15 protein-coding genes and 1 pseudogene are annotated in these 14,867 nt (G+C 33.9%); 12 read left to right on the top strand and 4 right to left on the bottom strand.

Annotated elements, in window-relative coordinates:
- Window positions 1-237: 237 nt before the first annotated feature.
- From lpxK to proY, 12 genes are all read left to right on the top strand, one after another.
- A complete protein-coding gene (gene lpxK, locus CICURV3402_RS01800; RefSeq protein ID WP_158379599.1) occupies window positions 238-1,224 on the top strand; it encodes a tetraacyldisaccharide 4'-kinase in 987 nt (328 codons plus the stop codon).
- A 953-nt stretch (window positions 1,225-2,177) separates the two neighbouring features.
- Complete coding sequence (locus tag CICURV3402_RS01795; protein WP_158379598.1) at window positions 2,178-2,357, top strand: Trm112 family protein; 180 nt, start codon at window positions 2,178-2,180, stop codon at window positions 2,355-2,357.
- Window positions 2,357-3,103, top strand: coding sequence for a 3-deoxy-manno-octulosonate cytidylyltransferase (kdsB, locus tag CICURV3402_RS01790; protein WP_158379597.1), 747 nt, complete (start codon window positions 2,357-2,359; stop codon window positions 3,101-3,103). Before CICURV3402_RS01795 ends, kdsB begins: the two co-directional genes overlap by 1 nt.
- A gap of 521 nt (window positions 3,104-3,624) precedes the next feature.
- Window positions 3,625-3,705, top strand: a complete 81-nt coding sequence (locus tag CICURV3402_RS07480; RefSeq protein ID WP_407079061.1) for a hypothetical protein — start codon at window positions 3,625-3,627, stop codon at window positions 3,703-3,705.
- On the top strand, window positions 3,683-3,949 hold the full coding sequence (locus tag CICURV3402_RS01780) for a hypothetical protein (RefSeq protein WP_158379596.1): 267 nt from the start codon (window positions 3,683-3,685) through the stop codon (window positions 3,947-3,949). The genes CICURV3402_RS07480 and CICURV3402_RS01780 overlap by 23 nt, the downstream gene beginning before the upstream one ends.
- A 453-nt stretch (window positions 3,950-4,402) precedes the next feature.
- Window positions 4,403-4,513, top strand: a complete 111-nt coding sequence (locus CICURV3402_RS06385; protein ID WP_320410060.1) for a hypothetical protein — start codon at window positions 4,403-4,405, stop codon at window positions 4,511-4,513.
- A 1,032-nt stretch (window positions 4,514-5,545) separates the two neighbouring features.
- Complete coding sequence (locus CICURV3402_RS01770) at window positions 5,546-5,803, top strand: phage holin family protein (protein WP_407079060.1); 258 nt, start codon at window positions 5,546-5,548, stop codon at window positions 5,801-5,803.
- Between the two features lie 99 nt (window positions 5,804-5,902).
- The gene (locus CICURV3402_RS07475) at window positions 5,903-6,187 is read left to right on the top strand and encodes a glycoside hydrolase family protein (RefSeq protein WP_407079059.1); all 285 of its coding nucleotides are present in this window, start codon (window positions 5,903-5,905) and stop codon (window positions 6,185-6,187) included.
- Between the two features lie 1,018 nt (window positions 6,188-7,205).
- Window positions 7,206-7,367, top strand: a complete 162-nt coding sequence (locus CICURV3402_RS06380; RefSeq protein WP_235667578.1) for a hypothetical protein — start codon at window positions 7,206-7,208, stop codon at window positions 7,365-7,367.
- A gap of 2,642 nt (window positions 7,368-10,009) precedes the next feature.
- The gene (locus CICURV3402_RS01760; RefSeq protein ID WP_158379595.1) at window positions 10,010-11,602 is read left to right on the top strand and encodes an ABC-F family ATPase; all 1,593 of its coding nucleotides are present in this window, start codon (window positions 10,010-10,012) and stop codon (window positions 11,600-11,602) included.
- Window positions 11,603-11,681: 79 nt separating this feature from the next.
- The gene (gene folE / locus CICURV3402_RS01755; RefSeq protein ID WP_158379594.1) at window positions 11,682-12,344 is read left to right on the top strand and encodes a GTP cyclohydrolase I FolE; all 663 of its coding nucleotides are present in this window, start codon (window positions 11,682-11,684) and stop codon (window positions 12,342-12,344) included.
- 6 nt (window positions 12,345-12,350) lie between these two features.
- A complete protein-coding gene (proY, locus tag CICURV3402_RS01750) occupies window positions 12,351-13,706 on the top strand; it encodes a proline-specific permease ProY (RefSeq protein ID WP_158379593.1) in 1,356 nt (451 codons plus the stop codon).
- Window positions 13,707-13,852: 146 nt separating this feature from the next.
- Here proY and CICURV3402_RS07060 read toward each other — a convergent pair whose 3' ends face one another.
- The 4 genes and pseudogenes from CICURV3402_RS07060 to CICURV3402_RS06365 form a co-directional block, all read right to left on the bottom strand.
- Complete coding sequence (locus tag CICURV3402_RS07060; RefSeq protein WP_268904292.1) at window positions 13,853-13,933, bottom strand: hypothetical protein; 81 nt, start codon at window positions 13,931-13,933, stop codon at window positions 13,853-13,855.
- 50 nt (window positions 13,934-13,983) lie between these two features.
- Window positions 13,984-14,040 carry a hypothetical protein gene (locus tag CICURV3402_RS07055; RefSeq protein WP_268904291.1) on the bottom strand — a complete coding sequence of 19 codons (57 nt, stop codon included), beginning with the start codon at window positions 14,038-14,040 and terminating at the stop codon, window positions 13,984-13,986.
- A 17-nt stretch (window positions 14,041-14,057) separates the two neighbouring features.
- Window positions 14,058-14,330, bottom strand: coding sequence for a calcium-binding protein (locus CICURV3402_RS06370; RefSeq protein ID WP_235667611.1), 273 nt, complete (start codon window positions 14,328-14,330; stop codon window positions 14,058-14,060).
- Between the two features lie 162 nt (window positions 14,331-14,492).
- Window positions 14,493-14,659: pseudogene (locus tag CICURV3402_RS06365) on the bottom strand (M10 family metallopeptidase C-terminal domain-containing protein).
- Window positions 14,660-14,867 lie beyond the last annotated feature (208 nt).

Here is a 14,867-nt window from a genome sequence, read left to right as displayed (position 1 = left end):
TCCGTTATTTTTAATATAGTTATCCACTGGGGTGAATTTTTTTAAATTTTGTCAAAAAATTAAAATCAGGGCGGTATTCTGTTTTAGGATTTTAAATTTATTGACTTTTAGTAGCTCACACTTAACCTTTTGGAATTCTCTTAATTCAATCTAGCTTTATGATAAAGTATAGTAAGCTCTATTGGTTCAATAACGCGGTTATATTAAACTTAGTCTTTTGCAGTTTGGAGAAAGATCGTGATTGACCGCATTTGGTTTGGGCATTCTCGGCTTTATTTATTGTTACTCCCTTTCTCTTGGTTATATGGTTTGATCACCTGGTTAATTCGCTTCAGCTATCGTTCTGGTTTACGTGCAGCTTGGCGTTCACCTATTCCTATCGTAGTAGTAGGAAATTTAACTGTAGGCGGAAACGGCAAAACACCTATCGTGATTTGGCTGGTCGAACAACTCAAAATGAGGGGGTTTCAGGTCGGTGTTGTTTCGCGAGGATATTATGGAAAATCAGGTAAGTATCCATTAATACTTTCTCATTATACTAAACCTGAGGAAGCGGGTGACGAACCAGTAGTTATTTTTCAACGTACAGGGGTGCCTGTTGCAGTTGCTCCGAAACGTAAAGAGGCTATCAAGGCTTTACTCAAAAAATATCCATTAGATTTATTGATAGCAGATGATGGTTTGCAGCACTTTGCGCTTAAACGTGATTTTGAGTTAGTGGTTATTGATGGAATTCGCCGTTTTGGGAATGCTTGTTTGTTGCCGGCGGGTCCTATGAGAGAAAAGATAACAAGATTACATTCAGTAGACGCCATTATTATCAATGGAGGCGAGGCTAAAAAAGAAGAGATCTTAATGCAATTAAGAGCAAGCAAAGCGGTTAACCTCGTGACTGGAGAAAAAAAACCTGTTGAAGAACTGATTTCAGTGATTGCTATGGCCGGGATTGGACATCCAGACCGATTTTTTATAATGCTGGCTCAATTAGGTGTCAATATTATAAAAACACAAATATTTTCCGATCATCAACATTACACCCTATCAATACTTTTGCCTTTAGCTAAAAAATCACAATCTTTATGCATGACAGAGAAGGATGCCGTCAAATGTAAGGCTTTTGCTCAGACTAATTGGTGGTATCTTCCTATCAGTGCAGATTTTCCATTCGTGCAATCTCAAAAGTTACTGGCTTCGATTGAGGAGTTATGTCATCGAATTTGTTAGGAAAGATAATAAAAATCAGTTGAAAAATTGTGTTTTATGAGTAAATGCCGATTACTCTGTTGCGTGAGTTATTTTATTTCTTTTGCTTTTAAGAAAAGAAAAAATCAGAGCAGTTTTTTAAAGCAGTTATCATTACATGCCGCTATAAAAATAAATATTCAATAACCTCTTTCTTTTCTAAATGCAGCCGATTTTTATTAATGCATTTTCACATCGTATTTTTTGAAACTTGTTTAATAACTTTATATTTTAAATTTGATATTAAAAATATAAAAAGAGAGTAACAAAACATAACTAGCAGAGTGTTATTCTGTAAATAAAAATGAATATTGCAGAGCATACTTTTATGGCCTATTTGATAGGCTTCAATAAATTTCATCGGAACATTTTGATCTATTGTGCATCGAAGCAATGCATAAAAATTATTTGTGAGATGCCCAGTAAAGATGCCCAGTAAAAAGAAAGTTTTTATTATGATTTTAAAAAGGCAAGGTAAAATGATTTGATAAAATAGCAGGTTATGGTTTTATTTAACCGAAAGGTGGTAGATCGGATATTTATGTTCATAAAGCCGCCATTGCGAAAATCAAAGATAAATCGTTGACTGCGAGAAAAGATGTAGAGTGCTCTTATCGTGTTAGTTTTCATGCATCTTCTGCAGAAGATGTTATTGCTTTTTAAAATTTTTATGAGGGATCCACTTAAAAAAATAAGAAAATAAAACTACAACATGATATTTTTAGAAAAATTTTCTACAATATCAGTAAAAATTAAAAATAGTTTTAAACACCTTTTAAAACTTTATTAAGTGATTTAAAAAATGCGCCTCTATATAAATCTAGTCTCTCTTTTTTATTTTTTTACGATAAAATGACAATTTTATTGAATGAATTGTGCTATTTTATGCTCCATTTTTAGATGAAATAAATATTAAATTTTTTGAGGATATATAGGTGGATCATCATTTACTCGAAATTATTGCTTGCCCTATTTGCAATGGTAAATTGCATTTTGATAAAAAAAATATTGAACTGATCTGTCAGACAGATGAACTTGCTTACCCCATACGTAATGGGGTCCCCGTTTTATTAGAACGCCATGCTCGAGATTTATCGTTACTTGAGAAAAAATAATGTCTTTTGTGATTGTTATTCCTGCGCGCTATGGATCAACCCGTTTGCTTAGAAAACCTTTAATTGATATTCAGGGTAAACCCATGGTGCTCCATGTGATGGAGCGAGCAAGAGAGGCAGGAGCTGATCGTGTGATTGTGGCGACTGATCATATAGAAATTTTACAAGTCATTAAATCCGCAGGTGGAGAAGCTTGCTTCACAAGCTCTGAGCATTCATCAGGAACAGAACGTTTAGCTGAAGTCATTGAAAAATATAGATTCAGTGATAATGACATTATTGTTAATGTACAGGGCGATGAGCCTATGATTCCCCCGATTATTATTGATCAGGTTGCAAAAAACCTCGCTAACACCTGCTTAGGTATGGCCACTTTAGCTACGCCTATTACGAATAAAGTAGATTTCATGAATCCTAATATTGTGAAAGTAGTGGTGAATGCCTCGGGTCATGCTTTATATTTTTCTCGAGCACCGATTCCATGGAAACGTGATGGGTGTATGACTGAGGGAAAACACAGGACGGCGTTTCGCCATATTGGTATATATGCTTATCGAGTTGATTTTGTTCGCCGTTATATTAATTGGGGAAAAAGTCCATTAGAGGAAATAGAGAAATTGGAGCAATTACGTGTTTTATGGCATGGTGAAAAGATCCACGTTGATATAGTCAAAAAGATTCCCCTTCTAGGTATAGACACCCCGGAAGATTTAGAAAAAATCCGCAAAACTATTCCTGATTATTAACGGTATCGTTCTATTATCTATCTATGGCAATATAAAATACCCCCATCGTTTCATAAAAATAACTTTTATTTTAATAAGTTAAATAAAATAACTTTATTAACAATATTATATAGGGTTTTGTATAAATGTTTATCTCTTAAGAGATACTCTTTCATGTATCATTTCAGTTTGATCACTCCTAAATCAAAACCCTGATTTTCTTTTACTAGAAAACGTAATTTATTAACTAATTAAACTCATTTACTCAAAAATAAATATTTTGTGATCTTTATCTCAGATTTTGAATTTATGAGTATTTAGAAAAAATGCCTATCATATAGTACACACACATAAAAGAAGAGACATATGGCACTATCAGTAATCAACACGCGAGCAAATCTCTGGTGGTACAGTCTCCCGTAGTTGCGGTTGAAGCGCATATCAGTAATAGATTGCCTTATTTTACCTTGGTAGGCTTATCTTAAATCGCGGTAAAAGAAGCAAGAGATCGTTCACGGAGTGCGATTTTGAAGAGTGGTTTTATGTTTCCAGCTAAGTGTATTACGGTGAGTATAGGACCTGCAGATCTACCAAAAGAAGGTGGCATTACGATTTATTTATAGCGTTAGCCATATTAATAGCCTCAGAACAAGTGAGTGTTCACAAATCAGTTTATTATTAATTTTAGGTGAATTAGCTTTATATGGTGCATTACGACTTATTAATAGCACAATTCCAGCAGCTCTTGCATGCACTAAAGAAAATCAGAAACTGATATTACCTGCATCTAATTCTATAGAAATGACGTTAATCCCTGAATGGGAGGTTATGATTGCCAAACACTTGCTAGAGGTGTATGGTTTTTAAAGTAGAGAAAAAATTTACTTTCTATCGTAAATAATAAAACTGATCTAACAGATACGTATGATGATCTAAAAGATTTGATTGATCAACAGCAGTGAAAACTAGCTCTCTAGGTAGCTGTATCTGTGGGTAATTTTATTACTAATTAGCCCACCTGGTACTAGTAAAACGATGCTTTCTAGCAGACTGATTGATATATCACCTGCATTAACAAACTAGGAAGCATGAGAAACCGCTACTATAAACAGTTTATTAAATATTGAAAATATCTGACTCAATGGCGTAAACGTCCTTTTCGATCCCCTACCATAGGGCTTAGTTGAGTGGGCGGTGGGTCTTTACTTCGTCCGGGCTAAAATATCTTTAGCTCATAATAGAGTATTATTTTTAGATGAATGACCAGAATTTGAACGTAGGGTATTATATTCATTAAGAGGACCACTAGAATCTGGGGAGATTGTCATTTCTCGCGCCATTGCTAAGATTCGTTTTCCTGTAAGGGTACAGTTAATTTCGGTCATGCACCCAAGTCCAAGTAGGTATTATAAAATATTCATCATCGAATAACCCTACAATTTTACGATATCTTTTAAAACTTTCTAGTCCTTTCCTGGATAAGTTCGATCTATCTATTAAAGTTCCTTCTATAAAAGTTTTTACAATGAATCTTTCTGACTAAAAATAGTCAATCAGCAACTATGCAATCTATCAGATATATCAAAAAAATCTCAATTACATATTGATAAATATGTTGATAAATATTACGATTTTATAGGTGATTTTTTTGCAAAAATAGACCTGGTGTAATCAATATTAATACCTGCTTAAGTCATATTACATTTAACGAGATTTAATCTTACTACACGGTTAGTAACTCAAACTACCCGTTTTATAAAACGCAATCTCCTGCATCATTTTATGTAAATTCAATATAAACATTGATCTCCAATGTCTAAGATTGCCTCCATACCCATTCAATTTAAAGGTACAATTTCATTGTTTCAATAGAAAAAATTGGGATGGTAATGCGGCAAAAAATGGAGTGCAACCTTCATTTATGACGAGGTCAAGACTTTTTTTAGATAGTGTCAACCGGCCTCCTTTTTTAAAATCAATGGCTAATTATAAGCATTTTCACATCCAAAAGGATGTTGAATCTTAGCTAGAATTTTCGCAATAAAACTTTGATAATGTAGCTGCTTCTCTCTTCTGATAGAATTTACAAAACACATTTAGTCAGTTCAAACCAACAGTTGGCATAAAGATTTTTTCCTTATAAATCTACATAAACAACCAGTCAGTGAAATCAATTGACTCTCGTATTTTCATGAAGATGATCGGAGTTTTTAGTTGGGAATAAAATTTAGAAAAGCGAAAAAAGTAATTGCCTGTAGAAAATTTAGCTAAGATAACTAACTTATTCTACGATAAGCGCACAAAAAACAAAATGCCCCATTCCAGCTAGAGCTTTTTGTCGTCTCTCTCTTCATTGACGAAATCAATCAAAAAGTGTTGCTTTATTTCATGATTATCTGCTCCCTCACCCCTATGAGCTTGCTTGAGAAAGAGCCTGGATTTTAGGTTGCCTTTCTAGCTTGGATTCACAGCTATCAAATCGATATTAGCTACGGCAGTTTAACCTCCTTGTTTGCCTTATTATGTAATACGTGGAGAAAATATTACTGGAGCCGGCGATTACTCGATGTCTTTTTCTGCGGTACGTTAGCGTTGTTTACACAGCTTCTGTTGTCGATCGTAGACAGCGCGTTTGATGTGTCTCTACCTGCCTCTACCAATGAGGTGTTAGCGATTTATATAGGGTATCTCGGTACAGATTATATTCTGGCCTGTATCTAATCTTGGACTCAGAGAAAAAATGGGGAATAAGATGAATATCAGCTCTAACGGGAGGTCTCAGAGCAAGGCGTTTAAAGGTCAGAAACTCCGTGCCTACACCTGGAGCTCCATCCAATCAAGCATATTGGCTATGGTCATACCTCCGGGGTTCAGTCAGGGGACGTCATCCGTGATGATATCCTAATCATCACAGCTTACCTCAATCAATTGATACAAGTGCGCGTGACCCAAAATCAGTTTTATTGCTTAGTTTCTATGATTTTTAAGATCGACTCTAGAGCCTTTGCCGTCTCAACGTTGCTTAAAAAAATAAACTCAGGCGCAGCCGAAGAGTTCCCAAAATATTGCATGGCACAGTTCAAGGTAAAAAAATGCCATTACTAGGACTCGTCGCACGGAGATAAAACGAAAAGTGCTGTTTGAATCTGAACTGAAAGCAATGAAAACCTAAAGGGAAAATTTTCTCGTTAAATCTGAACTCGCTTTAATGGAATCTGACATTATGACCGCTTTATTCAGGCCGTTTTTGCTATGGGAAGACCTTAATGCAAACGTAGGAGGATTTTAACCTCTTTACTAAAATCATAGCTGTATTCAAATCTCCAAAAAATTATTGCTATTGAGCATCAGCCTCGTCTGAGGATTTTTTCTAAGCGCCAAAGGCGCCTTCACCGAATGAGATTTCTTCACAAAATCGACCTCAAAAAACACCTATGATTGAATGTATTCAGAGGCGGTTTATGTGATGAAAGTCTCTTTGTGTAAGGAAACACTATGCCATTAGTTGAAAATAAAAAATTTGATTTAGTCAGAAACTCTTCTGCTATTGCCTTCGTCGTAAAAAAAGAATACAAACCCGTTATTCAACTGCTGAAAAATATCAATCAGATTTAAAAGAATTGGCCAGGGTAGAATTTGAAATACGACCCTTTCAGACTAAAGGGGGGGGACACAAAAGAAAGAAGTCACTTTACTACATGAACAGAAAACTACAGTGCTTAGCACCTACATGCGCAATAATCCAATCGTTCTGGCGTTTAAAAAACGCTTAGTGATTGAATTTTTTCATATGCGTGCCGCCAAAATAAGGAAAAGTCGTGTAACGTGACCCGAAAAGAATAAAAACCAATGACGTAGGCCATCGAACAGACACATAGAGTGCAAGGTCAATATCTTGCTCCTTATTACTTTATAAGTGAATGACGATCTCATCAAACATATTGCGGTGGGGATAACTGCCGCCCAATTCCGCGTTTATCACAATATGAGTCACAAAGAGTCTCTTCTCGATTACCGAATACCAGAGCAAATTTATTACATCACGAAGTTACAGAGAGCCAACACGGTATTCCTCCGCATGGGATGAGATTTTAAATATCGCCGAACCAGACTGATGCAGATATTGGAGCAATATCATTGCCCATCTCTGATAAAAGAACAGCGCCCCTACTTGCCTGATGCATTGGAAAATACCAGGGATTATAGCCGCCCTACTGCTTTCGTTGCCGAGTTCTGTTTTGTATTATCGCTATCATATCAACAGGCCGAAAAAGCTCGGCAATAAGCGGTTTTGGACATCGTTTATATTAAAAAGTATTTGAAAAGATGAGCTAGCATATTAAAACGATTTCACAATTAGACGCCCAACACACCCGAACACTAAAAAATCAAAATACTCATTTGAAACTAGATGATATTCTTAAATAAAATTTATTTTAAAACTGACATGTGATGCGCTTTCTATATCACTGTATTATTATGATGAAGTGATTAAAAATAATAATAAAGACGTTAAATATTTAATTTTATTAATAGAATATTTTCTTTTTAAAGTGTGATAAAAATGGCAGTCAAAGAAACGATAAAAATAGATTTAAAAGAATTTAAATCTACTTTGGAAAATGATTTTTTACATTATTAATATTCTAATGAATTTAATCAATTAGTCACTCAGGTCATTAATAATGATAATATTAAAGAAATTAATTTTAATTAATTTAAAAGTAAAATACTGACTAAACTGCAGTCTATTTGTTATTGAACTTTATTCACGTAGATTTTTCTGCAAAAAGAAAAATGCATTACAGGATTACTAAAATATCTCATAATTTGCATTATGATTTTAATGAAGCAAGAGATAAGCTCATCAATCAAAGTTCATTAAATAGTTTCGATTAACACGTCATTAATATTTATCAATTGATTACAGATAAATATTGTTATAATAAAAACTTTTCTTATGTTATTACAAATATAGGTATTGAATTAATTTTTTGTATTTATGATATTACTGTTGATGAGTTAGCTTTTTATATAAAACTAATCGACCAGGATATTTGAAAACACCATCCAAAATTTTTGAGCGTTTAATAAAACTTTAAGATAACTTTTATTTTAGTTATTTTTATAATTTACAATTTTAAAAAAGAAAAAGAAAATTAAATAAATATTTTTAAACAGATTTTGTAGAAATTTATTATTCTTTCTGCTAATATTATGTGAAATACATTTTTTGTAAAAGTAATCGGTTTTATTACGCAACATAGTAATTTATTAACAGATTAAATAATAATTAATGCTATTATTATTATGAAGATAGTATCTTTATTAGATTTTCATAATGTCTTATTTATTTAATTTTTTACTTACAGATGAAGATGGTTTTTATCTGTATTATACGGATGAAAGCGTTATTTCTTTCGGTAGTTGATTCTTTAGAATGTATTCAAGATGAATTATTGAATTTTAGAAATATAGATTTAGCTAATGAATATTTAAAAGACAGAAGTTATTCTGTTCAAGATTATTTGACTATTAATATTAATCGTAATTATTTTAATTGAAAATATTTTTTCTCAAGTTTTTAATATTAATGTTGATTTTTTAATAAAAACAATATGAATAAAATTAATGAGAGAATATTCATTATTAGTAAAATACTTTATGATAAAGAGTTTTATTTTCAAAATAAAAATTTAAATCTGAATTTTAGTTTTTATGATTTCATACAATATCCCAATATGTTTGTTGATGAGAGAAATATACAGATTTCAAAAATAATTTTATTAACTATTTTATTGATTTTTATTTACAATAAAGGTAATGATATACTTAAAATAATAAAATATTGCGTTTAAATACTATAAAATAGTTGGAGCAACTTAAATGTGAAGCACAAATAAGCGAAATTAATAGTAAATTTACCGCCATATTTTAAATACATAAAATAATTAAAAAATTATGTTTATAATAAAATATTTCACAGAAATCACCTATTACAATAATACTAAAATCATTTTACGGTCACTGATAAAATTACAAAATTATATTTACAGTATTACGAATTAAATAAGTAATAAAACGGTTAGAAAAATTTTAATGGATGTCATCCCTATACATGCAAAAATATGATTTATATGCAAGAAATATAAAATGTTTTATTACACAAAAAACTCATAAGGTAAATATTATTTAGGTGTCCATTATTACAATGGATTAAAGTTGACTAAAGTAAAGGCTAACCAGGCAAATTCATACAATACTATATTAGCGGAAATTCTGATAGCAAAAATATTGCTAATGACTTTTTTCTTGCCAATATATTTCACAGAAATATCACTCAATCATTATCAAATTCTCCTTCATATGCAAATTTTATTAGAATTACAAAGATTATGATAATATATGACGATTTGCTACTGAGTCATTATAATACTTCTGTTATGGATAAATTTGATATCTATAGTTTTATAGAGAATTTGCAAAAAATAGTAAAATTTAAAGTGAATATTATTTTTAATAATGCTGATAGTATATCATTTATTTTAAAAAATAAAAATGATAATAGAAGGTGATCATTAAATTGTATTAGACTAAGCTAGAGCAGTTTTCATCTATTCTGTTTTATATCCCCTAGCAAAGAAGGAGTTGTAATAGTCGTTCCAGGAAATTAGATCGATAGCTTGAGCTATTTCATTCCATAAATATTTAACGGTTCTTGTAGCCGCTTTCCTAAGTCAATATTTTAACTGAGAAAGTGCCATTTTTATCGGGTTAAAATCAGGGGAGTCAATTGGAAGATAAAGCAGCTTCACTCCTTTTAAAAAATCTGCTCTTTTGGGTCCGCTATCAATTTTGGGTGTCATTATTTATAATCTTCATTATATATTATTCAATATCCCCTTTTCATAAATAGAGATCGATTCAGTGTTAAATACTCACAATATTACTATGCAGTTTGGCAGTCAGCCTCTATTCGAAAACATTTCCGTAAAATTTGGTAAAGGAAATCGCTACGGTTTAATTGGTGCTAATGGATGTGGTAAATCCACCTTTATGAAGATTTTAGGTAAAGATCTCACCGCAACAAACGGGCAAGTTTCACTTGATGTGAACGAACGGATCGGGAAACTTCTCCAAGATCAATTTGCTTTCGAAAAATACAGTGTTTTAGATACCGTGGTGATGGGACATAACGAACTATGGAAATTAAAGGAAGAGCGTGATCGCATTTATGCGTTGCCTGAAATGACAGAAGAAGACGGCTATAGAGTCGCAGATCTGGAAGTAGCTTATGGGGAGATGGATGGTTATAGTGCAGAATCTCGCGCCGGTGAGTTATTATTGGGTGTTGGTATACCTACTAAAAAACATAATGGCCCCATGAGCGATATTGCGCCTGGTTGGAAGTTGAGGGTGTTGTTAGCCCAAGCGTTGTTTTCCGATCCTGACATACTGCTGCTGGATGAACCCACCAATAATTTAGATATTGATACGATCCGCTGGTTGGAGCAAACACTAAACCAACGTAGCAGTACAATGATCATAATTTCCCACGATCGTCATTTTCTTAACATGGTGTGCACCCATATGGCGGATCTAGATTACGGCGAGTTGCGCATTTATCCCGGAAATTACGACCAATATATGTACGCCGCGACCCAATCTCGTGAGCATTTACTCGCAGAAAATGCCAAGAAAAAGGCACAAATTTCTGAATTACAATCTTTTGTCAATCGTTTTAGTGCGAATGCATCTAAGTCGAAACAAGCGACTTCGCGCGCTCGACAAATTGAAAAAATTCAATTTAATGAAGTTAAGGCCACAAGTCGTCAAAATCCATTTATTCGTTTTGAGCAAGAGAAAAAATTATTCAGAAATGCACTAGAAGTAAATAAATTAGCGAAAGGGTTTAATAGCACTCTTTTTAAAGGGCTCAACCTAATGATTGAAGTCGGCGAAAAGGTGGCGGTATTAGGCGCTAATGGAATTGGTAAAACTACATTACTGAAAATTTTAATTGGTGCGTTACCCCCAGATGCAGGCCATGTAAAATGGTCAGAAAATAGCAATATCGGTTATTACGCTCAGGATCATTCTCATGACTTTGAAATTGAAATGACGGTATTAGACTGGATGACGCAATGGAAGAAGGAAAAAGACGATGAACAAGCTGTAAGGAGCATATTAGGCCGTTTATTGTTTAATCAAGACGACATCAAAAAATCAGTGAAAGTGTTATCTGGAGGAGAAAAAGGAAGAATGCTCTTCGGTAAGCTGATGATGCAGTGCTCAAATATTCTCATTATGGACGAGCCCACCAACCATTTAGATATGGAATCTATTGAATCGCTTAATCTTGCCTTAGAAAAATATGAAGGCACGCTGATATTCGTCTCTCATGATCGTGAATTTGTGAATTCACTGGCCACCCGAATTATTGAAATCATGCCTGACACAGTGAAGAATTTCAGAGGAAATTATGAAGAATATTTACTGAGCCAAGGGATTCAACCTTAATGACGGTGCAATAACATCTCACATATATTTTCGGCGATGCAATTATTTTTTAAAAGGCCCTCAGTTGATTGGAGAAAAAATGTCATCATTCAGTAAAGAAGCTCGTCAAGTTCATGAAGCGCTTGTCAAACATGGGCTCGAGAATCCTTTCAATATGGATCCTAAAAACGGATTATTAGATTCTGCAACTCGTAGATCTCATATTGCAAAGAATATCACCCAGATCATGGAACTATTAAATCTTGATTTAAAAGATGACAGTCTCTCTAAAACGCCTTCGCGCATTGCATCAATGTATCTCGATGAAATTTTTTTAGGATTGGATTATGCTTATTTTCCTGAAATTACTCTTATTCAAAATAAAATGCAGGTAGATGAAATGATTACAGTACATGACATCAGTCTGAGTAGTACTTGTGAACATCATTTTGCGAGTATTGATGGTAAAGCTACTATAGCTTACATTCCTAAAGATTATATTATTGGTTTATCGAAGATAAATCGGGTGGTGCAATTTTTTTCTCAGCGGCCGCAAGTTCAGGAAAGATTAACCCAACAAATTATTTTGGCATTACAAACATTGTTATCGACTGAAAATGTGGCGGTGTCAATTGATGCGACTCATTATTGTGTCAAGGCCCGTGGAATTTGTGATAGAAGCAGCGTGACGAGAACGACCTCTTTAAGAGGATTATTTAAATCCAGTCAAAATACCAGGCAGGAATTTTTGCATATCTGTTAGGAAACCATGGCTAAAAATACGCTAAAACGCAGATTAAATGCCCGCCATATCCGTTTTATGGCATTGGGATCAGCGATTGGAACGGGTTTATTTTATGGTTCAGCCGATGCGATTAAAATGGCAGGCCCTAGTGTTTTAGTGGCTTATATGATGGGTGGCCTCGCTGCCTTCATCATTATGCGAGCCTTGGGTGAAATGGCGGTAAATAACCCAAAATCAAGCTCTTTTTCTCTGTATGCAGAGAAATATTTAGGCCCTATGGCCGGTTATGTTATAGGCTGGACATACTGTTTTGAAATTTTGATTGTGGCCATTGCCGACGTAACGGCCTTTGGTGTTTATATGGGAGTCTGGTTCCCAGAAGTACCTCATTGGATTTGGGTATTAAGCATAGTGCTGATTATCGGTAGCATTAATTTGATGAGTGTCCATGTATTTGGCGAATTAGAATTCTGGTTTTCATTTTTTAAAGTGGCCACCATCATTTTAATGATACTGGTCGGCGTTGGTGTGATCGTTGGGGGGATTGGTAACGGTGGTAAACCGACGGGTATCCAAAATTTATGGGTTAACGGGGGCTTTTTTAGCCATGGTATTTGGGGGATGATTTTATCACTTCAGGTGGTGATGTTTGCTTATGGCGGCATTGAAATTATAGGGATCAATGCTGGTGAAGCGAAAGATCCTAAAAAATCTATTCCTAAAGCTATTAATTCCGTGCCATTACGTATTCTTATTTTTTACGTGGGGACCTTGTTCGTGATTATGTCTATCTTTCCTTGGAATCAAATCAGTACGATAGGTAGCCCCTTCGTATTAACCTTTCAACATATTGGCATCACAGTCGCTGCTAGCATTTTAAATTTTGTTGTGATAACAGCCTCTGTCTCTGCAATTAATAGCGATGTTTTTGGTGTTGGCCGAATGTTAAATGGCATGGCAGAGCAAGGGCATTCTCCTAAAATATTGAATAAAATTTCTAAACGCGGTGCACCTTGGGTGAGCGTGCTTTTTATGATGATGGCGATGTTGATTGCGGTGTATCTCAATTACATCATGCCCGATAAAGTATTTTTGGTGATTGCCTCCTTGGCGACTTTTGCGACTGTATTCGTATGGATTATGATCTTACTTTCTCAAATTTCTTTTCGTTGCTCTTTAACGAAAGAAGAAAAGAAAAAATTGGAATTTCCACTATTAGGAGGGGTGATTACCTCAGCTATTGGAATCGTATTTCTTATTTTTATTATGATATTAATTGGCTGCTTTCCCAGCACACGTATTTCCCTTTTTATGGGATGTGTCTGGTTAATATTATTAATATTGAGTTACTTTTTAAAAAATTTTATTAGAAAAATTTAAAAATATAAAATCTTCACGCATTAAAATTTTACCATGAGTGAAGTCACTTATAAATCCTATCTGATATTTATTAGAAAGCGAGAAAAATAAAATCGGTACAGTAAGTTTTTTATTTCCAGTGAAATTAATCATCATATCGTTATTATTCAATGCATTTTTTCAATAGAATCAGAAAAATGAATCATGAGATAAGTAATGTTAAGAACACTATGATGACGTTGTTGAATTTCTGTTTGGCCTTTAAAGTAAAATAGATCTGTAAATTGAATTTTTTGATCTAATTCCTGATACGAGATAGGTCTATTTTGTCAATGCCCACTTCAAAATCATACATGGTATCAGTAGATAATGTCACAGAGTCATTACAAGGTTGATAAAAAATATATTACTTTCCTGGCCTCCTGTGAGTTTATCTGACTCTATTCCGCCTAAAAGATAATCATCCCCCATCTCTCCCAGTAAAGTATCTGCTCCTTTTTCTCTCCAAAGTTGATCTCTTCTTCTTCCTCCTACCAGACAATCGTTTCCTTGGCTTTCAAATAAAAAGTCTAGGTCTTCTCCACCAAACAGATAGTCGGTATCTTTTTCTCCCCAAAGTTGATCGGAGCTCCTTCCACAAGTAATTTATCAGCCCCTTCCACAACGTATAAACGGTTGTTTCCTTTTCGTAAAACATGATCTACTTCATTCCCTATAATTTCGTCATCTCAAGAGCCGCTGATCGCATTTTCAATGCTAACCCTGTATGCAATAGAAACATTTTTTAAATCCACCGACATCAGAAAATTAGCTCGATTCTAAATTGCTTCTTTGATTTTGAAGATAACCAGAAAAATAGAAATTATCGATACCACCCGCGGCCCAAACACAAAAATCATGGGATCATCTGCATTTTCCACACTAAGATAAGGCCAGCCAAAATTAGAATTGAAACCATAAATTGTATTACACATATGTGTTTCAAGATTAGCTCCATAAAGGTACTGAACGAATGCGATGTCATATATTTAAGGGCCAGATGGATACTAGCTATTGTATTGAAGCTAATGGATACTAGCTATTGTATTGAAGCTATTTATAGTAACGCATCACACTGATTTAATGAGTATAAGATTTACTGATATGTGAATGTCTCAGTCTCAAAGCATAGCCGATTTCATG

This window comes from Candidatus Williamhamiltonella defendens (assembly GCF_900699045.1).
Lineage (GTDB): Bacteria > Pseudomonadota > Gammaproteobacteria > Enterobacterales > Enterobacteriaceae > Hamiltonella > Hamiltonella defensa_A.
This window is presented reverse-complemented; position numbering and strand designations above follow the sequence as displayed.